This window comes from Conexibacter sp. CPCC 206217, assembly GCF_030646165.1.
Classification (GTDB): Bacteria; Actinomycetota; Thermoleophilia; order Solirubrobacterales; family Solirubrobacteraceae; genus Conexibacter.
This window is the reverse complement of sequence record NZ_JAUTDO010000010.1, coordinates 94,735-119,712: the sequence shown is the minus strand read 5'-3', so window position 1 is coordinate 119,712 and position 24,978 is coordinate 94,735. Positions and strand designations below refer to the sequence as shown.

Below are 24,978 nucleotides of genomic sequence, written 5' to 3'. Positions count from 1 at the left end.
TCAGTCCCCTGTCAGCGTGAGTTCGACGCGCTTGTTGATTCTGCCCTTGCTCTTGTACGAGGGAAGCTCGATCCGCCCCACCTCGCGCGTGTTGGCGACGTGCGTGCCGCCGTCGGCCTGCAGGTCCAGGCCCTCGATCCCGACCACGCGCACGACCGTGATCGACGGCGGCAGCAGGCTGACCTTGTTGCGGATCAGCTCCGGATCTCTGTCCGCCTCCGCACGCGGCAGGAAGTCGACGCGCGTCGGGCGCGCGGCGGCGACCTCGGCGTTGACCTTCTGCTCCAGTTCGCGCACGAACTCGCCCGACAGCGCGTCGAACTCGAAGTCCATCCGCCCGCGCAGCGGCTCCATGTTCGCGCCGGTGACCTTCGCGCCGTAGTCGCGCCACACCACGGCACACAGAATATGGAGCGCGGTGTGCGTGCGCATCAGTCGATAGCGGCGCTCCCAGTCCAGCTCGCCCTCGACCTCCGCCCCGGCAGCGGGCGCGGGCGCATGGTCGTCGGCCGCCTCGTCGCCGCCGTCGCGCTCCAGCAGGTGCCAGACACCGGGCGCCGGGAAGGCCGGGTCGGCGTCGTCGCGCGCGAGCTTCGCGCCGCTCACGCGCCAGGCGCGCCCGTCCGCCCGCAGCGTCCCGTGGTCCGCCGGCTGGCCGCCGCCGCCGGGGTACAGCGCGCTGCCCTCCAACTGCACCGCGTTGCCCTCGACGCGCACGACGCGCGCCGAGAAGGAGCGCTGATAGGCGTTGACCTGGTAGGTCGGCGCATCGGCGGGCGCGCGTGCTTCGCATTGCGAGTTCCACGCCTGCGCCTGTGCCGCGGAAGCTGCCGGGAGCTCGCGTCTGGCGGCCGTCTCAGACAAGGCCGACGCTCACCTCTCCCAGCCGGTCGAACGTCGCGTACGCCGTCTGCCCCGGCGCGATCGGCACCGCGCGCGCGACCGATCCGGGCATCACGATGTCGCCCGGCTCCAGCCGCAGGCCCTGCTCGGCGAGCGTGCGGGCCAGCCACGCGACCGGCTCGGCCGGGTGCCCGAGGACGGCGTCGCCGCGGCCGCGCACCAGCTCCGGCCCGATCGCGAGCGAAACGCCGAGCGTCTCGGAGCGGATGTCCTCGGCCGGCTCCCAGTCGCCGATCACGCAGACGCCGGAGGAGGCGTTGTCGGCGACCGTGTCGACGATCCCGATGCGCCAGTCGCTGATGCGCGAGTCGATCACCTCGAGCGCCGGCGCGAACGCGTGCGTCGCCTCCAGCACCTCTTCGCGCGTCACGCCCGGCCCCTCCAGCGGCGACTTCAGCAGGAAGGCGATCTCCGCCTCCACGCGCGGCTGGATGAAGCGCGAGGCGCGCAGCTGCGCGCCGCTGTGGACGACCGTCGACTCGAGCAGGTAGCCGGAGTCCGGCTGGTCGACGTTCATCATCTCCTGCATCGCGAGGCTCGTGAGGCCGACCTTCCAGCCGCGCAGCTCCTCGCCCTGCGCCGTGCGCAGGTCACGCCCGATCGCCTGTATTCGGTACGCGTCCCAGATCGTCAGGTCCGGGAACGTCTTGCTGAGCGGCTCGATCGGCTCGCCGCGCAGCTCGGAGTGCCACAAGAGCCTTGCGAGCGCCTCGTGGTGCGGCGTCAGCTCGCTGGCCTCCAGAAACGCCGGCCGCTGGCCGTCGAACGTGCGGGTGATCGTACGCGGTGTCATGTCCGTGCCCCCTCGGACTCGCTGATCTCGTCGTCCTGCTGTTCCAGCTGCTGTCCCTCGACTGCGTCGCGCAGCGCCATCGCCACCTCGAGGATCACGTCCTCCTGGCCGGCGATCACGTCTCGTCTGCCGAGTGCGAAGAAGACGTCGCGCGGGTCGACGCCGAAGTCTCTGGCGATCCGCCGGACCGGGCCGGAGTAGCCGGAGAAGACGCCGGCGAGACCGCTGACGATCCCGACGGAGTCGGTGTGCGGCATTCTCTGCACCAGCTGCGCCTCCGCCAGGTCTGCGGCGTCGAGCACCTTGTACAGGTCTATGCCCGTGTCGTGGCCGAGCTCGGCCAGCACCGCGACGAGCACCTCGAGCTCGGTGTTGCCCGCGCCGGCGCCGAAGCCGCGCGCGGTCCCGTCGAGGATCGTCGCGCCCGCCTTCACCGCCGCGACCGAGTTGGCGACCGCGAGGCAGAGGTTGTTGTGGCCGTGGAAGCCGATCGCGATCTGCGTGCCGTCGACCAGCCGGGCTATGCGGTCCTGCAGGTCGTCGGTCAGGAAGGCGCCGGCCGAGTCCATCACGATCACGCCCTGGGCGCCGTAGGACTCCATCTTGCGTGCCTCTTCGACGAGCCGCTCAGGCGTCGCCATGTGGCACATCATCAGGACGCCGTGGACCTCCTTGTCCTGCTCGCGCAGGTACGTGATGTGCCGTTCGGTCAGGTCGGCCTCGGTGCAGTGCGCGCCGACGCGGAAGATGTCCGCGCCCGCGTCGATCGCGACGTCGAGATCTCGCCTCATCGTCGCGAAGCCGGGGATCCCGAAGGCTCCGAGCTTCACGTCCGACAGCTCCTCGCGCGCGATCCGCAGCATCTCCGCGTCGCTCAGCAGCGCCTCGCCGACCTGCAGCGACGACGCCCCCAGGCCGTTGCCGTGGCCGACTTCGACTATCGCCACTCTGGCCGCGTTGGCAGCCGCCGCGTAGCGGCGGATCTGCTCCTCGTTGAGGCGGTGCTGGACGGCGTGGTTGCCGTCCCGCAACGTCGGATCGCTGATCAAGATCTGTGTCATACGAATGGTTCCCCCTCGGTCCCCAAGTCCCCCTCGAACCTTCAGTTCCCCGTGGCAGCGGAGTCCGACAGCAGGACTCGCGCGTTCTCCTCGGCCGCCGCGACCGCGGCGCACGTGATGATGTCCAGGTTCCCTGCGTATTCCGGCAGGTAGTCGCCCGCACCGGAGATCTGGACCGTCATCGCGATCCGTCCGTTCTCGTGCAGCGGCTCCATCACCATGCGGTAGCCGGGCACGTAACGCTGTATCCGTCTGACCATCTCGTGGACCGCGTCCCGCAGCACGGGCAGGTCGACCTCGTCGGCCTTCGCGAAGACGGTGTTCTGCATCTTGATCGGCGGGTTGGAGGGGTTGACGATCAGGATCGTCTTCGCCTTCGCAACGCCGCAGAAGTGGCCGACGGCCGCCTCCGTCGTCGCCAGGTACTCGTCTATGTTGATGCGCGTCGCCGGCCCGACGGAGCGCGACGCGCTCGTCGAGACGATCTCGACGTACTCGACCTGCGGCTGGGTCCGCACGATGCAGTTGGCCAGCGGCACGGCCGCCTGCCCGCCGCACGTGACCATGCAGAGGTTCGGCTCCCCGACGCAGTCGTCGAGGTTGAGCGCCGGGATGCAGAGCTTGCCGAGCTTCGCCGGCGTCAGGTCGATCACGGGTATCCCGAGCGGCGCCAGCAGCGCGTAGTGGCGCTTGGCGTCGATCGCGGAGGTCGCGTCGAAGACGAGGTCGAAGCGGTCCGGCTCGTCGAGGAACGCGTCGATGCTGCGGTCGGAGGTCTCCACGCCCAGCTCCTGGGCGGTGCGCATCCCGGCCGATCTGCTGCTGCGGCCGGCGAACAGCTCGCACGCCAGCAGCGGCGAGCGCTGCACCTTCAGCAGCAGGTCGGTGCCGATGTTGCCGGTGCCGATGATTCCGACGCGCAGCTTCTCGTGCCCGCGCGAGCGGGCCAGCCGCAGCCGCGGACGCGGCTGCTGCGGCGCTCTCGCTCCGGTGATCGCTGAGGCTTCCATCCCCTCCACCCTTTCGCCCCCTAAGCGGGGAGCGTCCCCTTCTCCAACAGGATCCCGAGGAACGGACAGGTGTCGGTCTGGACCTCGTGACAGATCAGCCGGTGCTTGACGCCGGCCGGGATCGAGATCGTCGCGGGCGAGTTCAGCTCGATCCGATCGTCCTCGGTCTCGACCGTGAAGCGCAGGCCCGGCGTCGCGACGAGATACAGCTCGTCGTGGTCGTCGTGGACGTGCAGATCCGCGTGCGGCGCGCCGATCAGTCTCGCGGCATCCACGACCGCGATGCTGAACGGCGTCCCCGGCAGCGTCTCCGGCGTCACCATGAACGGCGTCGGGGCGTGGTGCCCCTCGACCTCGACGTAGACGGGCAGGCCCTGTGTGATGACGACGCCCGATCGTTGTGCGACCTCCACGATCAAGCACCCCCTTCCGCGTCGTCGCGCCCGGGCGCGAGGTTTTCGTACAAGAGCAGAACGGCGCCCGGGAGCCCCAGCTCGCGGACCTCCTTGCGCGCCCAGCCCGCCTCGACGAAGGCGTCGTGCCAGCCCTCCTCCGTCAACAGCTGCTGACGCATGATCGCGTGCAGCAGCGTGAACTCAGGGCGCCAGCGCTCGTGCTGCGCGCCGCTGGCGGGCTGCACCTCGGCGACCAGCATGTGCGCGCCGCGCGGCATGATCGAGCCGAGCTTGCGCAGGTAGCTCATCAGCGCGTCGCGGCCGTGCTCGAAGATCTCGTGCAGGAGGAAGAACGCGACCGCGAGGTCGGCCTCGGCCAGCTCCGGGATCGCGTCGAGGTCACCGGCGTCGCCGCAGCGCACCTTCACGCTGTCGGACAGGTCGGCCGCGGCGATCGCGTGCTCGGCGTCCTCGCACGCCTCGGGCGCGAGGTCGACGCCGACGCCGGTCACGCCGAAGCGGTTGGCGGCGGCGATCAGGAAGCGCGCGTTGCCGCAGCCGAGGTCGACGACATGGCTGAAGTCGATCGTCTCCAGCACCGCGGTCGCGTGCGGGGAGACGTCGTCGCGCCCGATCAGGGCGGAGCCGTCGGCGACCCAGCGACCGTCGCGGATCACATCGCTCCCGTAACGCTGCGCACCGGTAGAGAAGTCCCCCAGTGCAGCGAGCACGTGGCCGTAGCCGCCCTGCAGCCAGACGAGGTAGCCCTTGTCGCGCGTGACGGCGCGCCCGCGCTCCGACAGGCTGAAGGTGCCGTCGCTCTCCTCGACGATGCCACGTTGAGCAAGATACCGGAGCGTGGCGAGCGGAAGTCCGTCCTCGCCGTCGCCGGGGTCAGCTGGCACGTTGCCACCCTCCAGGCGCGCCAGCAGGCCGGCCCGCTCCAGCGACGCGAGCACGCTCGTCAGCGCAAAGCCCTCGAACAGCTCGAAGACCGGCCGCGACGCGTCATGGACGTCCCCCGGCTCCACCTTCAGCGTTGGCTGGACGTCCGTCATCGACTAGCTCACCTCGCCCTTCGGGCAGCACGGAGCGCAAGCGAATTATGGCAGCGCGCCGACATCCCCCTCGACATCAGTTCAATGCAGCTCGAACTGACCGGCCCCATGCACATGCGGACTCGGTCAAAACCAATCACGAACTGCTCCTCGGTCTTCCCCCGACGTCGCTCGATGCGCCGTCAGAGGTTGTTATATGCCGGGCGCTCGGCCCACGTCAAGCGTTCATGTACCCGGTCGGCGCTGGTTTCGCCCCCGGTGTCCGCTTTCGGGTGGTTTCCGGTCGACAGGGCTTCCACCTGCCTGCGTCGGATTGCCACGATCCCGAAGATCGCCCCCGCCGCCCAGCGGATCCACATGCGGCTAGCCTGCACTTAACCCCAGCTCAACAAATGGACGATCGGGGCGGGCGCGCACGCACCCGCTGCGATCGCGGCTACGCCGACGTCGTCGGCGTCTTGTCCTCGTCGCGCTCGTCGGACGCCTCCAGCGGCGGCAGCCCGGCGTCGGCGCGCTCCTGCGCGAGACGCTGCTCTCTTCTCTCCGCGATCGACGAGAACAGCGCCGCGCCGCCGATCGCGACCGCGATCACCGCCAGCGAGAGGCCGTTGGACGGGTGCCAGACGTCGACCAGCAGCAGCTTCGCCGCGACGAACGCGAGGATCACCGCGAGGCCGTAGTGGAGGTAGCGGAAGCGGTCCAGCAGGCCGTCGAGCAGGAAGTAGAGCGAGACCATCCCGAGCAGCGAGAAGGCGTTCGCCGCGAACACGATGTAGGTGTCGCGCGTGATCGCGAAGATCGCCGGGATCGAGTCGATCGCGAACATCACGTCGAACGCGGCGACGAGCGCCAGCGCCGCGAACAGCGGCGTCGCGAGTCTCTTGCCGTTCTCGATCGTGAACAGCTTGTCGCCGTCGAACTCTCTGGAGAGCGGCAGCGCTCTGCGCAGCATCCGCATGATGATCGTTCTCTCCGGGTCCATCTCCTCGCCGCCGGACTTCGCGATTCTGATCGCGGTGAAGAGCAGCAGCGCCCCGAGCACGTACGTCGTCGCGTGGAACGCGTCGAGCGCCGCGGCGCCGACGAGGATGAAGAGCGTGCGCAGGACGATCGCGCCCGCGATGCCCCACACGAGCACCTTCAGGCGCTGCGTGTCCGGCACCTGCAGGAACGTGAAGAGGATCGCGAAGACGAACAGGTTGTCGAGCGACAGCGACTTCTCGATCAGGAAGCCGGAGAGGTACTCACCGGCGGCCTGGCCGTCGTCGAAGATCAGCAGCAATATCGCGAACGCCGCGCCGATCGCGGTCCACGCGATCGACCAGATCAGCGCGTTGCGGGGCGTCATCGGTCTGCCGCCGTGGCCACGCAGGTCGATCGTCAGCGAGACGACGATGAACGCCACCAGGCCGAGCCAGGGGATCAACATCTATTGGGGCTCCTTCGAGAACTATCGGGTGGTCTCGAAGGTTTGACCCACCGTGGGGCTACGGCCGGCGCGCCGGGTCCCCAGGTGGGAACCGTCTTGACGAACGCGCCGTGTCGCAGGGCTACTTCCCTTCTCGTGCCGCCAACGATATCGGCTCGATCGAATGTGCGCGCATCGCTGCCTCGATCGCGGCGTTGACGGTTTCGAGAACCTGCACGCGCGCGTACGGCTTCGACTCGGCCGAGACGATCGTCCACGGCGCCTCGGGACGATCGGTGCGCTCGAACATGTCCTCCAGCGCCGCCTCGTACTGCGGGCGCTGCTCGCGGTTGCGCCAGTCCTCGTCGGTCAGCTTCCACTGCTTCAGCGGGTCCCTCGCGCGCTTCTCGAAGCGATTGCGCTGCTGCTCGGAGGAGATGTGCAGCCAGAACTTGACGATCGTCATGCCCTCCTCGTGCAGCGAGTGCTCGAAGTCGACGATCTCGTCGTAGGCGCGCCGCCACTCGTGCTTCTCGGCGAAGCGCTCGACGCGCTCGACCAGCACGCGGCCGTAGTAGGAGCGGTCGTAGACCGCCATCCCGCCCCAGCCGGGCAGCGGCTGCCAGAAGCGCTGCAGGAAGTGGTGGCGCTTCTCGTCGGGCGTCGGCGCGGCGAACTGCTTGACGCGCACGTGGCGGGGATCCAGCGGCGCGACGAGCCGTCTGATCGCGCCGCCCTTGCCGGCCGCGTCCCAGCCCTCGAAGACGACCAGCAACGGCGGTCCGACGCGGCCGCCGCCGCCGATCAGGCCGCCGAGCTGCAGCCGCAGTGCCAGCAGCCGGTTCTGCTGATGGCGCAGCAGCCGCTCGCCGTCCTCCTTGTCGAGCGAGCGCGTCAGGTCGACGTCGTCGAGCCAGCCCATTGCGCTGGACCCTAGCGCCGCGACGGCGAAACCGGTCGGGCGCGCGCCGGCGCGCCGTCGTGTATTAATCCTCTCTAAGTTGGTCGAGATACTCGGAAATACCTTGCGCCGCGGCGTCGCGCGCACTGCGATCCCGTTGCTGTCGGTCGCGATCCTGATCGCGATCTGGTGGCTCGTGGTCGAGCTCAGAGTCTGGTCCGAGCTGTTCGTGCCGAACCCGGCGAGCGTCTGGAGACGACTGGTAGAGGGCGAGACGACACATGACGGTCAGGTCGGCCTGTCCGGCTACTACCTGCACCAGCACCTGTGGGCGAGCCTCTGGCGGATCCTGCGAGGCGTCGCGTTCGCACTCGTCTTCGGCGTCGTGCTGGGGCTGCTGCTGGCGACGGTGAAGCCGTTCCGGCTCGTCGTCGAGCCGTACGTCAACTTCGTCCGCGCGCTGCCCCCGCTGGCGTACTTCTCGCTGCTGATCATCTGGTTCGGGATCGAGGACACGTCGAAGATCTGGCTGCTGTTCCTCGCCGCCTTCCCGCCGATCGCGCTGTCGGTCGTCGCGGGCGTGCAGGGGATCAGGCAGGAGCGCGTCGACGCGGCGCGGGCACTGGGCGCGAGCCGCTGGCAGGTCGTGCGGTTCGTGACGCTGCCGTCGGTGCTGCCGGAGCTGTTCACCGGCACGCGGCTCGCGCTCGGCTTCGCCTGGACGACGATCGTCGCCGCCGAGACGGTCGACGGGATCCCCGGCATCGGCGGCCTCGCGTGGGCGACGAAGAAGTTCCAGCAGACCGACGTCGCGGTGCTCTGCATCATCGTGATCGGCCTCACGGCGATCGCGCTCGACCAGCTCGTCAAGCAACTCGAGAAGCGCGTCGTGCCCTGGCGGGGCAAGGCGTAGCGCTCCCCGGCCGTCCCCGGCCCGTGCACACCACAGACCAGGAGGAACGTCGCATGTCCCTTTCCAGAATCGGCCGCCTGAGGCCGTTCGCCGCACTGCTGCTGGCCGCCCTGCTCGCGTTCGGTCTCGCCGCCTGCGGCTCCGACGACGACAGCGGCAGCGCCGACACGGCGGCGGCCGCCGGCTCGACGAGCGCGTCCGGGAGCGGCGCCGCGCCCGAGAAGATCACGATCGCCTACCAGGCGATCCCCAACGGCGACCTGATCGTCAAGAACCAGAGATGGCTCGAGCAGGCCTTCCCCGACACCGAGATCGAGTGGAAGCTGTTCGACTCCGGCGGCACCGTCAACGAGGCGGTCGCGGCGAGCTCGGTCGACATCGGCCTGGCCGGCTCCAGCCCTGTCGCGCGCGGGCTGTCGACACCGATCGAGTACCAGGTGCCGTGGATCCACGACGTGATCGGCAGAGCCGAGGCGCTCGTCGTGAAGGACGACATCACGTCGATCCAGGACCTCAGAGGCAAGAAGATCGCGACGCCGCTGGCGTCGACCTCGCACTACTCGCTGCTCGCCGCGCTCGACAGAGCGGGCCTGTCGGAGAGAGACGTCGACGTGATCGACGCCGAGCCGGACGACATCTACGCCGCCTGGTCGCGTGGGGACATCGACGGCGCGTACGTCTGGAACCCCAATCTCGCGAGAATCATCGGCGACGGCGGCAGAGTCCTGATCACCAGCGAGGAGCTCGCCAGAGAGGGCAAGACGACGTACGACCTCGCCGTCGTCACCAACGACTTCGCGGCGCAGCACCCCGACGCGGTCACGACGTGGGTCCAGCAGCAGGACAGAGCGGTGAGACTGATCCAGGACAGCCCGGACGAGGCCGCCAGAGCGATCGGCGCCGAGCTGAACATCACGCCGCAGGAGGTGACGCCGCAGCTCGCGGGCCTGATCTTCCTGACCGCCGCCGAGCAGGCCGGCCCCGACTACCTCGGCGGCGGCGTCGCCAGAAACCTCTTCGAGGCGGCCGAGTTCAACCAGAGACTCGGGCAGATCCCGGCGATCCAGGAGGAGTCGAAGTACGTCGAGGGCGTCAACCCGAGATTCGCGCAGGAGGCCGCCGCGAAGTGAGCCTCGACGGCGACCACGCGGTCGTCCTGCACGGCGTCGCGCACCGCTATCGCGGGCGCGGCGCCGAGGTGCAGGCGCTCGCGCCGACCGACCTCTCCGTCGCGGCGGGTGAGTTCGTCGCGATCGTCGGCCCGTCGGGCTGCGGCAAGACGACGCTGCTGCAGTTGGTCGCCGGCTTCCTGACGCCGACGGAGGGGACGATCGCCGTCGGCGGGGAGCGCGTGGTCGCGCCCTCGCCGGACCGCGGCGTCGTCTTCCAGCAGGCGAACCTGTACCCCTGGCTGTCGGTCCGCAAGAACGTCGAGCTGGGGCCGCGGCTGAGTGGCGTGGGGCGCGCCGAGCGGCACCGGATCGCCGCACGGTATCTGGAGCTGGTCGGCCTGAGCGACTTCGCCGAGGCCGCGCCGTACGAGCTGTCGGGCGGCATGCAGCAGCGCTGCCAGATCGCGCGCGTGCTCGCCAACGACCCGGCGATCATGCTGCTCGACGAGCCGTTCGGCGCGCTCGACGCGCTCACACGCGACCGCCTGCAGGACGAGCTGCACCGCATCTGGCTCGGCTCCGGCAAGACCGCCTTCTTCATCACCCACAGCGTCGAGGAGGCCGTCTACCTCGGCACGCGCGTGCTGGTGATGAGCCCGCGGCCGGGCCGCGTCGTGCTCGACGAGCCGGTCCCGTTCGCCGCCGATCAGCGCACCGCGGCACTGCGCGCGACGCCGCAGTTCGTCGCATTTCGCGAGCGGGTGGCGGGGTTGATCGGGAGCGGCTAGTGGTGTGTCCGGCGAACGTTGCCTGACACGCCACTAGGACGCGGCGATGCCCGCCACGGCCTGGTCGATCGGCGTCTCGCCGCCGACGAGCAGGAAGGTTCTGCCGGCCGTCGCGGGCGCGTCGAGCAGGGCGACGAGCATCGCGGCGACGTCGTCGCGCGGGATCTCGCCGTCGCCGGTGCTGGTGTCGACGCGGCCGGTGCCGACCGTGTCGACGAGTGCGCCGGGGCGCACGATCGTCCACTGCAGGCCGCTCGCTCTGACGGCCTCGTCGGCCTCGCCCTTGGCGCGCACGTAGGCGGAGAAGCCATCGCCGTGCGCGGTCGCGTCGGCTCCTCGGGAGCTGACGATCAGATACCGCTCGATCCCGTTCGCCTTGGCGGCGTCGATCAGCTTGATCGCGCCGTCGCGATCCATCGTCGCCTTGCGCGCCTCGCCGCTGCCAGGGCCGGCGCCGGCCGCGAAGACGACGGCGTCGGCGGTCGCGACGGCCGCGGCGATCGCCTGCGGATCCGACTTCTCCAGGTCGACGACGACCGGCTCGACGCCGACGGCGCGCAGGTCGTCGGCCTGGTCGGGATTGCGGATCAGCCCGCGCACGCGATCCCCGCGTGCCGCCAGCAGCTTGCCGAGGCGGAGGCCGATCTGACCGTGCCCGCCCGCGATCGCGACGTCGATGGGTGCCATGCGAGTGAGGCTAGCGCTCGGCGGCCGCGGCTTCGGCCGGAAGCGACGCGGCGGCGGGGTTCATGCGAACGCGCAGCGGCGGTGCCGGGGAGGTCGCGACGCGCAACGCGGCTGCGGCGCGCGCGGGGACGTCCGGCGCCGCCTCGGCAGGTGCGCGACCCCGCGCTGTCTCGCCGTCGGCCCGCTTGCGCCCGCGATGCCGTCGCCACGCTTCCCGCCCGACGCCGCCGGCCTCGACGACGAGCAGCGCGAGCGCGACGGGGACGGTCGCCGGGAGGCGGTCGAAGGCGAGGAAGATCAGCCCGGCGGCGAGCGCGAACAGCAGCGTCAGACCGGCCGCCCACGTGCGCGGGCGGGCGCGGGCGGCGAGCAGCGCGCCGACGAGCGCGGGCAGGAAGACGTCGCCGTAGCCCATCTCCAACGGCCCGATCTCGACCCGCTGCAACTGCGGCAGGTGGTCGCTGACACCGGCCGCGTTGAGCACGTCGCTGGCCGGTCCGAGCACGCCGCTGGCGACGAGTATCAAGTCGGCGGCCGCCATCGCGACGATGCCGGCGCCGAGCCACTGCGGCGGCGTCAGCTCGACCAGCAGCGCGCCGAGCAGCATGCAGCTGCCGCCGATCAGCGTCAGCGCCGCGAGCTGGCCGGCGAGCGAGTGGCCGTCGTGCAGCACCATCGCGAGCGACGCGACGGTTATCAGCAGCGCGAGCGGGCCGACGCGCGCGGCGCCGATCAGCGCCAGCAGCGGCACGCAGACGAGCGCGACGGTGGCGAAGCTGTCGGCCCACTGCGGGTGCAGACGCAGCAGCACCACGACGCCGACGAGCGAGAGCAGCGGCAGCAGCGCGAAGAGACGGTGGCGCAGCGCGCGCATCCAGACCGGCGCGACCGACGCGGTCGCCCCGGCGACGAGCGCCGCCTGCGCGACGGAGCTGCCGGCGTACGCGGCGATGAACTCCGCGCTCACGTCGTGCTCCGGGAACAGGAAACAACCATGAATTCGAGGGTTCCCACGCTCGATGAGAGCGGGCTTAACGGAATCCGAACGTCTGCCCATGTGGGGTGTGATGTAGCGCACGTATGGGCACGACGGCGTCCTCGCGAGCATGTCGCCGACCGATTCAGCGCGCGCTCTACCGGCGATTGCTATTGTTGTGTGCGCAATCAAATGACCTGAGCGAGCGCATGCCACCTTCACTTCCCGCAGCCACTTCCGTCGGCCCGGTCCGTCTGACCGTCGCCGATCTCGCCACCACGGCCGACTTCTACGAGCGCGTGATCGGGCTCGTCCCGCTCACCCGCGACGGCGACGCCGCGACGCTCGGCGCGCCCGACGGCACGCCGCTGATCGAACTGGTCGAGCGCGCCGACGCCGCACCGCGCCCGCGGCGCTCCAGCGGCCTCTTCCACCTCGCGCTGCTGCTGCCCTCGCGCGCCGACCTGGCACTCGCGCTGCGCCGCCTGGCGACCGCGCGGCACCCGCTCGACGGCGCCTCCGACCACCTCGTCAGCGAGGCGCTCTACCTGACCGACCCGGAGGGCAACGGGATCGAGATCTACCGCGACCGCCCGCGCGCGGAGTGGGAGCACGAGCCCGACGGGCAGATCAAGATGGCGACGCTGCCGCTCGACATCGACGCGATCATCGACGAGATGCCGCCCGGCGTGACGTCCGAGACGCCGAACCCGAGCGTCCCGGCCGGCGCGCGCATGGGCCACGTCCACCTGCAGGTCTCCGACATCGAGCAGGCCGAGGCGTTCTACAACGGCGTGCTCGGCTTCGACGTGGTCGTGCGCGGATACCCCGGCGCGCTGTTCGTCTCCGCCGGCGGTTACCACCATCACCTCGGCCTCAACACCTGGGCGAGCGCCGACGGCGTGCCGAACGATCCCGACACGCGCGGGCTGGACCGCTTCCAGATCTCGCTGCCCGACGCGGACGCGCTCGCGGCCGTGCGCGATCGCCTCGCCGCCGCCGGCACGCCGGCGCTTGAGAGCGACGGCGCGCTGTTCGCGACCGATCCGTTCGGCAACGGGCTGCGGTTCGTGGCCGAGCGGTAGCGGGGCGGGCGCGGACCGGCGCCGCGCTTCCGGACGCGTCGCTCAGCCGGCCTGAGCGGCGCGCGGGCGCGGGCGCACCGGCAGCGGGCGCGGGCCGCCGAGCGGGATCCCGCCGGTCGCGCGCGCCAGCTCCGCCACGCCCGTGACGAGCGTGTCGAGATCCTCCGCGGCGGCGTCGATCGGGACGCCGTCGGCGAAGTCGGCCGAGGTCAGGTAGACGCCGACCGGCGCGACCAGCGCGCCGAAGAACGCGAGCACGTCGCGCAGGTGGCTCTCGGCGCCGAGGAAGTGGTGCGGCGTCGCGCCCATCGCGACGATCCCGACCGGCGTGCCCTCCAGCGCCGGGATCGGCACGTGGTCGAGCAGGTTCTTCAACACGCCGGTGAACGAGCCGCGGTAGACCGGGGTCGCGAGCAGGACCGCGTCGGCGTCCGCGAGCGACGCGAGCACCGCGGCGGTGTCGTCCCCGAGCTGATCGGCGGGCGTGCCGTTCGCGGAGGCGATCTGGACCTCCGCGAGGTCGATCAGGCGGGTCTCGACCGTGCCCTCCCGCTCGGCGCGCGCGAGCGCCTCTTCGACGGCGCGGCGCAGGCGGCCGGGCGGCGTTGCGCTGCCGACCACGACGGTCAGCTGGACTCGATCCTTGACCATGTGGATCGAGATAGTACGCATGCGACGGCGCATGTGTCACGCCGCCGCTGGCCCGCGCCCGCTGATCGCACCTGCGGTGGTAGGTTCGCTCGATGACGACCGCATCCTGGACTGACCTCGACCTCTTCCCGCTCGCGCTCGGCGGCAACGTCTTCGGCTGGACCGCCGACGAGGCTCAGTCGTTCGCCGTCCTCGACGCCTACGCCGCCGCCGGCGGCAACCACGTCGACACTGCCGACTCCTACTCGCACTGGCTGCCGGGCAACTCCGGCGGCGAGTCGGAGACGATCATCGGCAACTGGATGAAGGCGCGCGGCAACCGCGACCAGATCCTCGTCGCGACCAAGGCCGGCAGATTCGACCGCCTCACGGCGCCGAACATCCGCACGTTCGCCGAGGACTCGCTGCGGCGGCTGCAGGTCGACCAGATCGACCTCCTGTACGCGCACGAAGACCACAGAGAGGTGCCGCTGGAGGAGTCGCTCGGCGCCTTCGACGCGCTCGTGAAGGAGGGCAAGGTGCGCGCGATCGGCGCCTCCAACTTCACGCCCGCGCGGCTGGCGGAAGCGCTCGAGGTGTCCGCGCGCGAGGGCTTCGCGCCGTATGTCGCGCTGCAGCCCTACTACAACCTCGTCGAGCGCCGCAACGTCGCCGAGATCCCGTTCGAGGGTCCGCTGCAGGACCTCGCGGTCGCGGAGCGGATCGACGTCTTCCCCTTCTTCAGCCTCGCGATGGGCTTCCTCGCGGGCAAGTACCGGCCCGGCGGTGAGACCGTCGAGAGCGCCCGCGCGGAAGGCGCCGCCGCCTACCTCGACCTGCCCAGAGGCCCGGCCGTGCTGGCCGCGCTCGACGAGATCGCCGCGGCGCACTCCACCAGCGTCGCGGCCGTCGCGCTCGCCTGGCTGCTCGCCCAGCCCGGCATCAGCGCCCCGATCGCCAGCGCCCGCACCCCCGAGCAGCTCGCCGAACTGCTGCCGGTCGCGACGCTGAGACTGGCCGATGACGAACTGGCCGCGCTGACGGAGGCGTCGGAGACGGTGTAGCCGTCGGCGGCCGTCGGCGAAGGCCCCGCCAACCACGAACTGGCGCAGCTGCTCGTGGCGCGCTGGGCGACCGCGGCGTCGAGCCGAGCCGCCCAGCCCGCAGCGCTACGCCGCGGCCACCGCGGCGCGGCGCGATATGTGACGCCCGACCGCGTGGCGGGCGGTGGCGCTTGCGACCGTCAGCCAGGCGCCGAGCAGCAGCGCGAACAGCGCCGCGGCGATCCACGTCAACGGCGCGGCGCCGGTGCGCGATGCCAGCTCGGAGCAGCCGGTCACGCAGGTGCCGATCGGGAAGATGAAGCTCCACCAGGTCGCCGCGAACGGCAGTCCGGGGCCGGCGGCGGTGCGCAACGTCGCGGTCGCGGCGAGCGCCAGCCACGCCATCGCGAGCGCGAAGACCGGCAGGCCGAAGACGAGCGCGAGCGTCGCGCCGCTGCGCGCCAGCGATGCCGGCAGCGCGCCCGGAGCGGCCGCGGCGAGCAGGCAGGCGGCGGTGACCGACTGGCCGAGCGGGCCGAGCGCGATGAACAGCGTCGGCACCATCCGCGCGGGCCCCGGCCCGTGCGCGGCCAGCCGCCGCAGGATCAGCACCGCCATCGCCGTGCTCGCCAGCACGCTCACGCCGAACAGCACGCAGCAGGTCAGCAGCAGCACCAGTCGCGCCGTCCCAGCCGGTGCGTGGGCGGCGAGCGCCGCGCCCGTCGTCGCCGACACGAGCGGCGGCACGACCGGCAGCAGCCAGGTCGCGAAGACGGTGTCGAGTCTGCGCTGCGGATGGCTCAGCAGCCAGCGCGGAACCGCTATCGCCGCCGCCAGGCCGCCGAGCGTGCCGACACCCCACAGCGTCAGCGCGAGGCTCAGCGCGAGCTGCTCGCCGAGCACGTCGCGGCCGATCAGCAGCGTGCCGGTCGCGATCGTCATGATCGCCATCGGCGGCGCGCCCCAGAACGGCGCGCTGGCCAGCTCGCGCGGAGCCGCGGGGCGCCCGGCCCGACGGTCCCGCCGCCACTGCTCCAGCGCCGCCCCGGCCAGTCTCGCCAGCAGCAGCACAGCGACGAGCCAGGTCGCGAGCGCGAACGCGCGCAGGCCCGGCGCGTCCAGCGGCAGCAGCATCGCGGCGTTCGCGAGGATCCCGGTGCCCATCGCGGCGGTGAACCAGTTGGGAGCGACTCGCACGCCAATCAGGATCGCCGCCGCAGGTGCCATGTACCAGTCGGAATCGGCGCGCATGTATTCCAACCGGGAATCGATCGCCGGCGAGATGCGCAAGGATTGCGACGATGGTCGCACCGATCGCAAACCCGCTGCCGAGCCCCGACCTGGCTGCCTTCGTCGCCGCCTGCGAGGCGGCCAGCATGCGCGGCGCGGCCGACACGCTCGACCTGACCCAGTCGGCGGTGACCAAGCGCGTGCTGGCGCTGGAGCGACGCGTCGGCGTCACGCTGCTGGAGCGCGGCCGCTTCGGCGTGCGCCCGACGACCGCCGGCCGCGTCCTGTACCCGGAGGCGAAGCGCGTGCTCGCCGCGCTGCGCGACGCCGAGCAGGCGCTCGCCAGCCACCAACGCGACGCCGGCTCCTCGCTCACGCTCGCGGCCAGCCACACGCTCGGCGAGTTCCTGCTGCCGGACTGGCTCGCGCGCTTCCGCGAGCACGAGCCGGCCGTGCACGCGCAGGTCGCGATCGTCAACTCGACGGAGGTGCTGCTGGCGCTGCGCGAACGACGCGCGCAGATCGGCTTCGTCGAGGGCCTCGACCCGCTCGACGGGCTCGACGCGCTGGTCGTCAGACGCGACGCGATCGTCGTCGTCGTCGCGAACGGGCACCGCTGGGCGCGACGCAGATCGCTGCGCGCGAGAGAGCTGCGCGGCGACTCCTACGTCGCGCGCGAGCAGGGCTCCGGCACGCGCACGGTCGCCGCGGCGGCGATGCTGGAGGCGGGCGTCGAGCTGGCCCCGCGGCTGGAGCTGGCGAGCGCGGAGAGCGTCAAGCGCGCGCTCGCGTCCGGCGGCTTCGGGCTGCTGTCGCGCCTGGCGGTCGAGACCGAGGTGCGCGTCGGGACGCTGCACGCGCTGCCGCTGCGCGACGTGCCGCTGACGCGCGAGCTGCGCGCGGTGCGCGACCCGCGCCGCGAGCTTCCCCGTCCCGCCGAGCGCTTCTGGAAGTGGCTCGGCGGCGGGCTGGACTGAGCAGCGGCAGCTTCGGTACCGCTGCGGTACCGAAACTGCCGCTGGTGCCCCTCCAGGGGCACAGGTCGATGGCCGGCCGCGTTGGACTTACAGCCCGACGATCACCGACTTCGTCTCCATGTAGTTGTTGAGCACTTCCTCGCCCATCTCGCGACCCCAACCGGACTGCTTGTAGCCGCCGAACGGCAGCTCCGCGCTGAACACGTGGTAGCTGTTGATGTGCACGGTGCCGGCCTTGATCTTCTTCGCCAGCAGGTGCGCCTTGGAGATGTCACGCGTCCACACGCCGGCGGCGAGGCCGTAGGCGGAGTCGTTCGCCTGGCGCGCGAGGTCGTCGACGTCGCTGAACGGCATCGCCGCGATCACCGGGCCGAAGACCTCCTCGCGCACGATCGTGTGATCGGCGGTCGCGTCGACGAGCACGGTCGGCTGCACGAACCAGCCGTCGCCCTCGATCGCCGAGCCGCCGGCGGTCGCGCGGTTGCCCTCCTGCTCACCGATCGACAGGTATCTCGTGACGCGGTCGAACTGCTCCTGGGAGACGAGCGGCCCCATCTCCGTGGAGGGGTCGAGGCCATGGCCGACCTTGATGTTCGAGGCCGCCGTGCTGATGCCCTCGACGACGCGGTCGAACTGGTCCTCCTGCACGTACAGGCGCGAGCCCGCCGAGCAGACCTCGCCCTGGTTGAAGAAGATCCCCTGCGCGGCGCCGGCGATCGCGGCGTCGACGTCGGCGTCGGAGAAGACGATGTTCGGCGACTTGCCGCCGAGCTCCAGCGAGACGCGCTTGAGGTTGCCGGTCGCGGTCTGCGCGATCAGCTTGCCGACCTCGGTCGAGCCGGTGAAGGCGACCTTGTCGACGTCGGGGTGCGCGGCGAGCGCGGCACCGGCGGTCTCGCCGTAGCCCGGGACCACGTTGACGACGCCGTCGGGGACGCCGGCCTCCAGCATCAGCTCCGCCAGCCGCAGCGCGCTCAGCGGCGTCTGCTCGGCGGGCTTCAACACGACCGTGCAGCCGGTCGTCAGCGCGGGGCCGAGCTTCCATGCCGCCATCAGCAGCGGGAAGTTCCACGGGATGATCTGGCCGACGACGCCGACCGGCTCGCGCAGCGTGTAGGCGTGGAACTCCGCACCCGGCATGTACGGGACCGACGGGTTGATCGTGCCGCCGTTGAGCTTCGTCGCCCAGCCGGCCATGTACCAGAAGAGGTCGGCGGCGAGCGGGATGTCTGCGGCCGCGGCGACGGCCTTCGGCTTGCCGTTGTCGAGCGACTCCAGCTCGGCCAGCTCGTCGGCGTGCTCCATGATCAGGTCGCCGATGCGGTGCACGATGCGCCCGCGCTCGGACGGGTTGAGACGGCCCCACGGGCCGTCCAGCGCTCTGCGCGCCGCGGCGACCGCGAGGTCGATGTCCTGCGCGTCGCCCTCCGCGACGGTCGCGAGCACCGCGCCGGTGGCGGGGTCGTACGTCTCGAACGTCTTGCCGCTCAGCGCCGCGCGCCACTCGCCGCCGATCAGCAGCTTGCGCGGTTCAGAGGTGAAGCGACGGGTTGCTTCTGCCATCGGGACAGCAACGGCCATGGACGGCCTCCTCGTGACGTGACGGATTGTCTCCTCGCGCCCGCCGCCCGTGAGGCGGAAGGCTCGCGAACGACCATACGCCCGGGCACGTTGCAGAACCGTTGCGTTGCCAACACGATCACAACGTTTCGATCCTCGTCTAAGGGTCTAGACTCGTTGTCGGACAATCATTCACCAGCGGACCGCCCGCCAGACCAAGGGCCTAGACGGACGATCCCTCCGACTCACCTGGAGGATCTCTCATGAGCATCCGCTACCTCACCAACATCGCGATCGGCATCGTCGGCGCGTTCCTCGTCGTCGCCACTCAGGCGTTCACACCGAACTGGATCCAATGGCTCGCGTTCTCCGTCGGCACGATCGCGGTCCTCGTCGCGCTCGGCTCGCTCGCGGTCGTGCGCGACCGCGTCCACCAGGCGACCGCAGTCACCGCAGCCGCTGTCGGCATCGGCCTCGTCGCGATGAGCCTGCTGTTCGCGGCGAACGTCGTCTACGCGCTCGCGCTCGCCGGCGGCCTCGCCCTCGCGGCGATCGCCCTCGTCGGCCTCAGCGCCCACGAGCTGCGCACCGAGCGCGTCGTGCACGAGCTCTCCGTCGGCGATCACGCACAGCCCGAGGAGCGCGTCGCGGCGGGCATGCGATGAACCACCGCGTAGTCTGAATTCAACGATGGACGAGGCCCGGCGGCACATCCGCCGGGCCTCCGTCGTTCACTCCCCGGTCACGCGATCTTCGCGAACTGGTCACGAAAGGCGGCCATTTGCACGCCATTTTGGTCTCATGCGCAACATGGGAGAGCAGCGTGAGGCAACGGCAGAGCCGTCGGCGACGCGAGCCGACCTGCACTGCCATTCGACCGCGAGTCAGTTGAGCAAGCTCGGGGTCCAGCGGGCGATCGGGCTGCCGGAGTGCGCCACGCCTCCGGCGGAGGTCTACGCGCTCGCCAGACGACGCGGCATGGACTTCGTCACGATCACCGACCACGACACGATCGAGGGCTGCCTCGAACTGGAGCGCCAGGGCTTGCCCGGCGTCTTCACCTCGGTCGAGCTGACGACCTGGTTCCGCCACCAGGAACAGGCGGTCCACGTGCTCTGCTGGGGCATCACGCCCGACGACCACGACTGGCTGCAGGCGCACGCCAAGGACGTCGAGACGATCGCCGCCTATCTGCACGGCAACGAGATCGCCTGCGCGCTCGCGCACCCCTTCTACGCCGTCGCGGCGCCGCTGACCGCGCGCCACCGGCGACGGCTCGCACAGCTCTTCCCCGTCTGGGAGGTCCGCAACGGATCGCGCGCACCGGAGCTGAACGCTCCCGCCGCGGTCTACATCGAGACCCACGGCGGGACGGGCGTGGGCGGCTCCGACGACCATGCGGGCGTCGACGTCGGCCGCACCTTCACGCAGGCGCCGCCTGCCGCCACGCCCGAACAGTTCCTCGCCCACCTGCGCGCCGGCAACGTCAGCGCGCACGGCAGACAGGGGAGCGCCGCGAAGTGGACGCACGCGGCGATCGCGCTCGCCGCCCGCTCGATCGGCGCTGACCGCGAGCATGCGCCGGACCCGTTCGCGGTCCTGCAGATGGCCGAGCGGATGATGAGCGAGGGCGAGCAGCGCGGCGGCGAGGAGGGCACCGGCCTCGGCCCCGACGACGGCCGCCGACTGCTGCGCGCCTGGCTCGACGCGCTCGGCTTCGAGCCCGACGCCGACGCGCTGATCGCGCGCATGCAGGCTGAGGACTTCTCGCACTCCGACCTCGCCCGCCGCGCCCGCCGTGTGCACGAGCGCCGGCTCGCCGCCGCCGTCGACCGCGCGCTCCACAGCGCCGGCGACGTCGACAGAATCGGCGCGGTCGGGCTGGAGCTGTTCGAGGCGCTGCTGCCGATCGTGCCGTACATCCCCGCGCAAGCGTTCCTCGCGCGCGAGAAGGAGAAGCTCGACGGCCGCGAGCGCGACCCGATCCGCGTCGCGCTCGTCGCCGACGGCGTCGGCTCGATGCACGGCGTCACGCACACGCTCGACGAGATCCGCGAGCGCGGGCTGCCCGGCTTCGAGGTCGAGGTCGTCGGCACCGACCCCAACGTCGACCGGCGCCTGCCGGCGGTCGCGGAGGTCGACGTGCCGTTCTACCCGGGGCTGGAAATCGGCGTGCCGAGCCTGCCGGACGTCGCGGAGGCGCTGACGAGCGGCAACTACGACCTCGTCCACCTCGTCTCCCCCGGCCCGGCCGGCATCGCCGCCGCGCTGCTGGCGCGGCTGCTGGGCCTTCCGGTCGTCGGCTCCTACCACACCGAGCTCGGCGCCTACGCCCGCCTGCGGACCGCCGACGAGCGGATCGAGGCGGCGGTCGGGATGGCGCTCGCGGTCTTCTACGGGCAGTGCGGCCGGGTCCTCTCGCCCAGTCGCGCGGCCGACGCCTCGCTCGCCGAGCTGGGGATCGAGCCGGACAAGATCGGCCGCTGGGATCGCGGCGTCGACCTCGAGCGCTTCTCGCCGGCGCTGCGCGAGCGCGCGGGCGACGGCGAGATCGTCGTCCTCTACGCCGGCCGGCTGACGCGCGAGAAGGGCGTCGACCTGCTCGCCGACACGTTCGAGCGCGCCCACGCGCGCGATCCGCGGCTGCGCCTGGCGCTGGCCGGCGGCGGCCCGGAGCAGGCGACGCTGCGCGAGCGGCTCGGCGACAGCGCCCGCTTCCTCGGCTGGCTCGACGGCGACGCGCTCGCGCACGCCTACGCGAACGCCGACCTGTTCCTGTTCGCGAGCGAGACCGACACGTTCGGCCAGGTGATCCTGGAGGCGCAGGCGAGCGGCCTGCCGGTGCTGTCGGTCGACGTCGGCGGCCCGCGCGAGCTGATCGCACACGGCCGCTCAGGCTGGCTCTGCCCGCCCGACGCGGACGCGCTCGCCGACGCGCTGATAGAGCTGGCAGACCACTCCGCCCTGCGCGCGAGGCTGACCCACGGCGGGCTCGACGCGGTCCGCGACCGCTCCTGGACGGCAGCGCTCGGCCAGCTCGCCGACGGCTACACGCGAGCGCTCGCGACCGCGGAAACGGCGGCGCGCAGAGCGGCGTAGGCGTGCGCCCCTGGCGCGGCGAGGAGTGGCGGCGCTGCGGCGCGCCGCTCAAGCGCCCGCGGCTCAGCGTCGCGACGAGAGGTCCGCCTCGACGACGGCGACCGCCGTCGCGTGGCGCGGGTCGCGCTCGTCGATCAGCGCGGTGAGGCGCCGCGCGACGGGCGCGTCGCGCTCCCCGTGCGGGGCGCCGATCCACTGGTAGAGCGCCTCCGGATCCTCCCCCGCGAGCAGCGCCGCGCGCAGCTCGTGGTGCAGCTGGTCGCGCAGCTCGACGATCCGCGGCGACTCCGACGCGGGCAGCAGCGGCCCGGTGTAGACCTGCACGGCGCCGGCCAGGTCCCCGCCGTGCAGCAGCCGCTCGACGTGCTCGACGTCGGTCGCGACCGGCGCGGCGAAGCGATACGGCCGCGCCGCCAGCGCCGGTCCGAGCGTGCGGCGCAGGCGCGACAGCTCAGAGCGGATCGTGACGTCGGCGACGTCCTGCTCGCCGTACAGCAGCTCGCGCAGCTCGCCGCTGCCGAGCCCCTCGGGACTGAGCGCCAGCAGCGCGCAGATCTCCAGCTGGCGCTTCGTCACGGTGAGCCGCCGCCCGCCCGCGACGAGCGCGTCGGCGGGGGTGCCGAGCAGGCGGAGGGAGAGCTTGCTCGGCGACGGAGCGGAGTGACCCCCCTGCCGCCGCAGCACCCAGTACCCCGGCGCGCTGGGGAGCTGCTCGGCCTCGACGACGGTGCGGCCTATCCGCAGGCGGCCCGGCTCGGTCGGCGGCGGCACCCGCTGGCGGCCGAGGTCGTCGCCCAGGAGGCGACCGCCGGGCGAGACGACGGTGAGGCTCGCGCCTGCGCCGACCTGGCCGCGCGCCGTCTCCAGCGCCGCGGCGTCACGCCACGCGCCGAGCGCCGCGAGGTGCGCCTCGACCGCTCTGGCCGTCGCGTTCGCGAGCGCGAGCGTCGAGGGGTGGGCGGTGTCGAACGAGCCGGTCAGGTCGACCGCGCCGAGCAGTCTGCCGTCCTCGGGGTCGTGGATCGGCGCCGCGGCGCACATCCACGACGCGTGCGTCTGGTGGTAGTGCTCGGCCGCGAACACCTGGATCGGATGGTCGGCTTCGAGGGCCGTGCCGGGCGCGTTGGTGCCGGTCGTGCCCTCGCTCCAGTCCGAGCCGGCGACGAAGCCGATCCCCTCCGCCGCGCGCTGCGTCGCGCGGCTGCCCTCGACCCACAGCAGGTGACCGGTCACGTCGCAGACGGCGACGACGTGGCGGGCGTCCTCGGCGACGTCGACCAGCAGCGAGCGGATCAACGGCATCGCGGCGGCGAGCGGATGGCGCGCGCGGCGCTCCTCCAGCTCCTCCTGCGTCAGCAGCGGCGGCAGCTCCTCGCGCTCGGCGAAGACGCCGGCCTGCGCCGAGCGCTGCCACGACTCCAGCACGACCGGGCGCAGGATCCGCGGCGGCGGGCCGCCCTCCCAGACGCGTTCGCGAGCGCGCGCGATGAGCCGTGCCTGCGAGACAGGCTCGACCGTCGATCCGATGGCCACCCACGGGTTCGGCAACTGGCACGCTCTCCTCGTCACCTCCATTGTGCACCACCGCGGACGCCGTCAATCAACGGGCGTGTCAGCGTTCGCTCCTCAGCTTCTCGGCAGCTTCCCGATCAGCACGTAGCGGAGGATGTCGACGACCTGCTCGGGCTCGCGCGCGACGGCGAGCGCGGCGCGGTCGATCTCCTTCAGGGCGTGGTCGTGTTGCTCGGGGTGCAGCGTGATCAGCGGCTTGCCGAGCGCGGCCGCGTAGCCGGCGTCGAAGGCGGCGTTCCACTGCTTGTACTCGTCGCCGAAGCGCACGACGATCACGTCGGACTGCTCGATCAGCGTGCGCGTGCGGATCGCGTTGAGACCGGCGCCGACATGGTCCTTCCAGAACGGCGTCGGCTGCTCGCCGAGGATCTTGACGCCGCCGTCGTCGCTCGCCTCGTGGTTGAGGACGGGAGCGCTGACCTCGACGTCGAGGTCCTCGTCGAGGATCGCGTTGGCGATCCGGAAGCGCCAGTCGGTGTGGATCTCACCGGAGAGATAGACGTGCCAGGGCATGCGACCCATCCTACGTGCATGCGTTAGTCGGATGGCCCTTGCTCATCCCACAGATATTCGAGTGCCTCTGTCGCCGGCTTGCGGGCGAGATGCAGCAAATCCATGTGGGTGATGTTGAGCGAGGTCGAGCTATGTCCTTCTGCCACAACGATCGCTGTCGACTCGGGATGGATCGAGATCAGCCCGCGATCGAGCGCAAGATGGTGATTGGCGCACAGCGGGAGACCGTTGCGAGGGTCGCCGGTACCGCCTCTCGCGTCGGGCACCAAGTGAGCGGCGTGGATCAGCTCGAATGCGGTTACCGGGCAAATCGCACATTGCGCGCCATAGCGCCGAACGACGTGGATCTTGAAGCGCTGCTGATTCGGACGTCCTCGCACGAGACGCAGGTCACGTCTCACGTCCTCAAACAACTCGAGCGGTCCGTCATCTGTCTCAACCTCTGACGATGACCTGACGCGCGGGAGTGTCGGGCCGAACTCGAGCAAGCAGACGCGGTTGGTGTCATCCCACGTCAGCACCCATGCCTTGCGCACCTCGCGCACTGCCCCATGCTGAAGGATCACGAAGACCGGCAGCCTCAGCTCACAAGCAGCCCTTGTGGCGGCGATCTCCGCGGCGTCACGACCTCCAGTTCGGGCAGTTCTCGGGTAGTGATACAGCAACGCCGTGTCCGACACATCATCAGCGTAGTGACGTCCCGTATGCATCACGCTAACGGTCACGCTGGGTCGCCCGCCGACCCCTTTTGTGCGCCGACGATCGACCCACATGCCGTTCTGTCCACCGTAGATGTCGAGTGCCCGGACTTGCTGCGGGGTCGTGTTGCCGGGATCGGCCTGATCCACGAGGTCAGCCCACATGCCGAGCCGTCGTTCAAGCTCGCCAAGGACAGACGTCGAGACATCTGCGGCTGGATCAAGTCTCGCGAACATCGACCGACCATCGATCAGCTGAACCTGCGGCACCGCGCCCAGCGCGAGCCCTAGGAATGCTCTCCGATCGTCGGAACTTGTCGGCTGGATCGAGATTCTTTCGCCCGCATCGAGTTGATCCAGCAGGTCTTGCACTTCGGCGATCTCGACCCGCGCTACGCGCGTTCCCCTTCGGTCGACGATGTCAACCACAGCATGGCGGCCCTCGATCGCTCGAACGCAGAAGCGGCCTCTAGGCGTCCGCAGGACGTCACCTCTGAGACTCCGCAACAACACGTGCGCATCGATCACGAGCGGCAGCGTGACAGATTCCTCGTGGAACCCGCCAC

The 24,978-nt window shown here is 71.2% G+C and carries 24 protein-coding genes; 8 read left to right on the top strand and 16 right to left on the bottom strand.

Annotation, left to right across the window (positions count from 1 at the left end):
* The 8 genes from Q7L65_RS23370 to Q7L65_RS23335 form a co-directional block, all read right to left on the bottom strand.
* Positions 1–864, bottom strand: coding sequence for an alanyl-tRNA editing protein (locus tag Q7L65_RS23370; RefSeq protein ID WP_304725003.1), 864 nt, complete (start codon positions 862–864; stop codon positions 1–3).
* Positions 857–1,696, bottom strand: coding sequence for a 2-keto-4-pentenoate hydratase (locus tag Q7L65_RS23365; RefSeq protein WP_304725001.1), 840 nt, complete (start codon positions 1,694–1,696; stop codon positions 857–859). The genes Q7L65_RS23370 and Q7L65_RS23365 overlap by 8 nt, the downstream gene beginning before the upstream one ends.
* A complete protein-coding gene (dmpG, locus tag Q7L65_RS23360) occupies positions 1,693–2,757 on the bottom strand; it encodes a 4-hydroxy-2-oxovalerate aldolase (RefSeq protein ID WP_304724999.1) in 1,065 nt (354 codons plus the stop codon). Before dmpG ends, Q7L65_RS23365 begins: the two co-directional genes overlap by 4 nt.
* A 41-nt stretch (positions 2,758–2,798) precedes the next feature.
* Positions 2,799–3,767, bottom strand: a complete 969-nt coding sequence (locus Q7L65_RS23355; RefSeq protein WP_304724996.1) for an acetaldehyde dehydrogenase (acetylating) — start codon at positions 3,765–3,767, stop codon at positions 2,799–2,801.
* A 20-nt stretch (positions 3,768–3,787) separates the two neighbouring features.
* Entirely contained in the window at positions 3,788–4,180 is a 393-nt protein-coding gene (locus tag Q7L65_RS23350; protein ID WP_304724994.1) for a hypothetical protein, read from the bottom strand.
* A gap of 2 nt (positions 4,181–4,182) precedes the next feature.
* Complete coding sequence (locus Q7L65_RS23345; RefSeq protein ID WP_304724992.1) at positions 4,183–5,220, bottom strand: cyclopropane-fatty-acyl-phospholipid synthase family protein; 1,038 nt, start codon at positions 5,218–5,220, stop codon at positions 4,183–4,185.
* A gap of 436 nt (positions 5,221–5,656) precedes the next feature.
* A complete protein-coding gene (locus Q7L65_RS23340) occupies positions 5,657–6,649 on the bottom strand; it encodes a TerC/Alx family metal homeostasis membrane protein (protein ID WP_304724990.1) in 993 nt (330 codons plus the stop codon).
* Between the two features lie 121 nt (positions 6,650–6,770).
* Complete coding sequence (locus Q7L65_RS23335) at positions 6,771–7,550, bottom strand: polyphosphate kinase 2 family protein (RefSeq protein ID WP_304724988.1); 780 nt, start codon at positions 7,548–7,550, stop codon at positions 6,771–6,773.
* A 103-nt stretch (positions 7,551–7,653) separates the two neighbouring features.
* Between Q7L65_RS23335 and Q7L65_RS23330 the strand changes: the two genes are divergently transcribed.
* From Q7L65_RS23330 to Q7L65_RS23320, 3 genes are read left to right on the top strand one after another with little or no spacing between them, the layout of a single operon-like run.
* Complete coding sequence (locus tag Q7L65_RS23330) at positions 7,654–8,442, top strand: ABC transporter permease (protein ID WP_304724986.1); 789 nt, start codon at positions 7,654–7,656, stop codon at positions 8,440–8,442.
* Between the two features lie 53 nt (positions 8,443–8,495).
* A complete protein-coding gene (locus Q7L65_RS23325) occupies positions 8,496–9,572 on the top strand; it encodes an ABC transporter substrate-binding protein (protein ID WP_304724985.1) in 1,077 nt (358 codons plus the stop codon).
* Positions 9,569–10,342 carry an ABC transporter ATP-binding protein gene (locus Q7L65_RS23320; RefSeq protein ID WP_304724984.1) on the top strand — a complete coding sequence of 258 codons (774 nt, stop codon included), beginning with the start codon at positions 9,569–9,571 and terminating at the stop codon, positions 10,340–10,342. The genes Q7L65_RS23325 and Q7L65_RS23320 overlap by 4 nt, the downstream gene beginning before the upstream one ends.
* 33 nt (positions 10,343–10,375) lie before the next feature.
* On the opposite strand, the gene Q7L65_RS23315 is transcribed toward Q7L65_RS23320, so the two are convergent.
* Both Q7L65_RS23315 and Q7L65_RS23310 read right to left on the bottom strand, forming a co-directional pair.
* The gene (locus tag Q7L65_RS23315) at positions 10,376–11,020 is read right to left on the bottom strand and encodes an SDR family oxidoreductase (protein WP_370552629.1); all 645 of its coding nucleotides are present in this window, start codon (positions 11,018–11,020) and stop codon (positions 10,376–10,378) included.
* Between the two features lie 19 nt (positions 11,021–11,039).
* Positions 11,040–11,996 carry a hypothetical protein gene (locus Q7L65_RS23310; protein ID WP_304724981.1) on the bottom strand — a complete coding sequence of 319 codons (957 nt, stop codon included), beginning with the start codon at positions 11,994–11,996 and terminating at the stop codon, positions 11,040–11,042.
* A gap of 218 nt (positions 11,997–12,214) precedes the next feature.
* On the opposite strand from Q7L65_RS23310, the gene Q7L65_RS23305 reads away from it, so the two are divergent.
* Entirely contained in the window at positions 12,215–13,090 is an 876-nt protein-coding gene (locus Q7L65_RS23305) for a VOC family protein (protein WP_304724979.1), read from the top strand.
* A 42-nt stretch (positions 13,091–13,132) separates the two neighbouring features.
* Here the strand turns inward: Q7L65_RS23305 and Q7L65_RS23300 are convergent, their stop codons facing one another.
* Positions 13,133–13,741: an NADPH-dependent FMN reductase gene (locus tag Q7L65_RS23300; protein ID WP_304724977.1), complete on the bottom strand. Its 609-nt coding sequence runs from the start codon at positions 13,739–13,741 to the stop codon at positions 13,133–13,135.
* Positions 13,742–13,833: 92 nt separating this feature from the next.
* On the opposite strand from Q7L65_RS23300, the gene Q7L65_RS23295 reads away from it, so the two are divergent.
* Positions 13,834–14,784, top strand: coding sequence for an aldo/keto reductase (locus Q7L65_RS23295; protein ID WP_304724976.1), 951 nt, complete (start codon positions 13,834–13,836; stop codon positions 14,782–14,784).
* Between the two features lie 105 nt (positions 14,785–14,889).
* Here Q7L65_RS23295 and Q7L65_RS23290 read toward each other — a convergent pair whose 3' ends face one another.
* The gene (locus tag Q7L65_RS23290; RefSeq protein WP_304724974.1) at positions 14,890–15,960 is read right to left on the bottom strand and encodes a C4-dicarboxylate ABC transporter; all 1,071 of its coding nucleotides are present in this window, start codon (positions 15,958–15,960) and stop codon (positions 14,890–14,892) included.
* Between the two features lie 104 nt (positions 15,961–16,064).
* On the opposite strand from Q7L65_RS23290, the gene Q7L65_RS23285 reads away from it, so the two are divergent.
* Positions 16,065–16,970, top strand: coding sequence for a LysR substrate-binding domain-containing protein (locus Q7L65_RS23285; RefSeq protein ID WP_304724972.1), 906 nt, complete (start codon positions 16,065–16,067; stop codon positions 16,968–16,970).
* An 87-nt stretch (positions 16,971–17,057) separates the two neighbouring features.
* Here Q7L65_RS23285 and Q7L65_RS23280 read toward each other — a convergent pair whose 3' ends face one another.
* Positions 17,058–18,551, bottom strand: coding sequence for an aldehyde dehydrogenase family protein (locus Q7L65_RS23280; protein WP_304724970.1), 1,494 nt, complete (start codon positions 18,549–18,551; stop codon positions 17,058–17,060).
* Positions 18,552–18,793: 242 nt separating this feature from the next.
* On the opposite strand from Q7L65_RS23280, the gene Q7L65_RS23275 reads away from it, so the two are divergent.
* Positions 18,794–19,195, top strand: a complete 402-nt coding sequence (locus tag Q7L65_RS23275; protein WP_304724967.1) for a hypothetical protein — start codon at positions 18,794–18,796, stop codon at positions 19,193–19,195.
* Positions 19,196–19,418: 223 nt separating this feature from the next.
* On the top strand, positions 19,419–21,629 hold the full coding sequence (locus Q7L65_RS23270; protein ID WP_304724965.1) for a glycosyltransferase: 2,211 nt from the start codon (positions 19,419–19,421) through the stop codon (positions 21,627–21,629).
* A 63-nt stretch (positions 21,630–21,692) separates the two neighbouring features.
* Here Q7L65_RS23270 and Q7L65_RS23265 read toward each other — a convergent pair whose 3' ends face one another.
* The 3 genes from Q7L65_RS23265 to Q7L65_RS23255 form a co-directional block, all read right to left on the bottom strand.
* Complete coding sequence (locus Q7L65_RS23265) at positions 21,693–23,162, bottom strand: GAF domain-containing protein (protein WP_304724964.1); 1,470 nt, start codon at positions 23,160–23,162, stop codon at positions 21,693–21,695.
* A 93-nt stretch (positions 23,163–23,255) separates the two neighbouring features.
* A complete protein-coding gene (locus Q7L65_RS23260) occupies positions 23,256–23,714 on the bottom strand; it encodes a YtoQ family protein (protein WP_304724963.1) in 459 nt (152 codons plus the stop codon).
* A 23-nt stretch (positions 23,715–23,737) separates the two neighbouring features.
* On the bottom strand, positions 23,738–24,841 hold the full coding sequence (locus Q7L65_RS23255; RefSeq protein WP_304724962.1) for an HNH endonuclease: 1,104 nt from the start codon (positions 24,839–24,841) through the stop codon (positions 23,738–23,740).
* Positions 24,842–24,978: the final 137 nt, after the last annotated feature.

Bases quoted from the DNA above. Each gene is read 5' to 3' on its own strand.
- Q7L65_RS23365 (WP_304725001.1), bottom strand. From the start codon at position 1,696: ATGACACCGCGTACGATCACCCGCACGTTCGACGGCCAGCGGCCGGCG.
- dmpG (WP_304724999.1), bottom strand. From the start codon at position 2,757: ATGACACAGATCTTGATCAGCGATCCGACGTTGCGGGACGGCAACCAC.
- Q7L65_RS23355 (WP_304724996.1), bottom strand. From the start codon at position 3,767: ATGGAAGCCTCAGCGATCACCGGAGCGAGAGCGCCGCAGCAGCCGCGT.
- Q7L65_RS23345 (WP_304724992.1), bottom strand. From the start codon at position 5,220: ATGACGGACGTCCAGCCAACGCTGAAGGTGGAGCCGGGGGACGTCCAT.
- Q7L65_RS23340 (WP_304724990.1), bottom strand. From the start codon at position 6,649: ATGTTGATCCCCTGGCTCGGCCTGGTGGCGTTCATCGTCGTCTCGCTG.
- Q7L65_RS23335 (WP_304724988.1), bottom strand. From the start codon at position 7,550: ATGGGCTGGCTCGACGACGTCGACCTGACGCGCTCGCTCGACAAGGAG.
- Q7L65_RS23325 (WP_304724985.1), top strand. From the start codon at position 8,496: ATGTCCCTTTCCAGAATCGGCCGCCTGAGGCCGTTCGCCGCACTGCTG.
- Q7L65_RS23305 (WP_304724979.1), top strand. From the start codon at position 12,215: ATGCCACCTTCACTTCCCGCAGCCACTTCCGTCGGCCCGGTCCGTCTG.
- Q7L65_RS23300 (WP_304724977.1), bottom strand. From the start codon at position 13,741: ATGGTCAAGGATCGAGTCCAGCTGACCGTCGTGGTCGGCAGCGCAACG.
- Q7L65_RS23295 (WP_304724976.1), top strand. From the start codon at position 13,834: ATGACGACCGCATCCTGGACTGACCTCGACCTCTTCCCGCTCGCGCTC.
- Q7L65_RS23285 (WP_304724972.1), top strand. From the start codon at position 16,065: ATGGTCGCACCGATCGCAAACCCGCTGCCGAGCCCCGACCTGGCTGCC.
- Q7L65_RS23280 (WP_304724970.1), bottom strand. From the start codon at position 18,551: ATGGCCGTTGCTGTCCCGATGGCAGAAGCAACCCGTCGCTTCACCTCT.
- Q7L65_RS23275 (WP_304724967.1), top strand. From the start codon at position 18,794: ATGAGCATCCGCTACCTCACCAACATCGCGATCGGCATCGTCGGCGCG.
- Q7L65_RS23260 (WP_304724963.1), bottom strand. From the start codon at position 23,714: ATGCCCTGGCACGTCTATCTCTCCGGTGAGATCCACACCGACTGGCGC.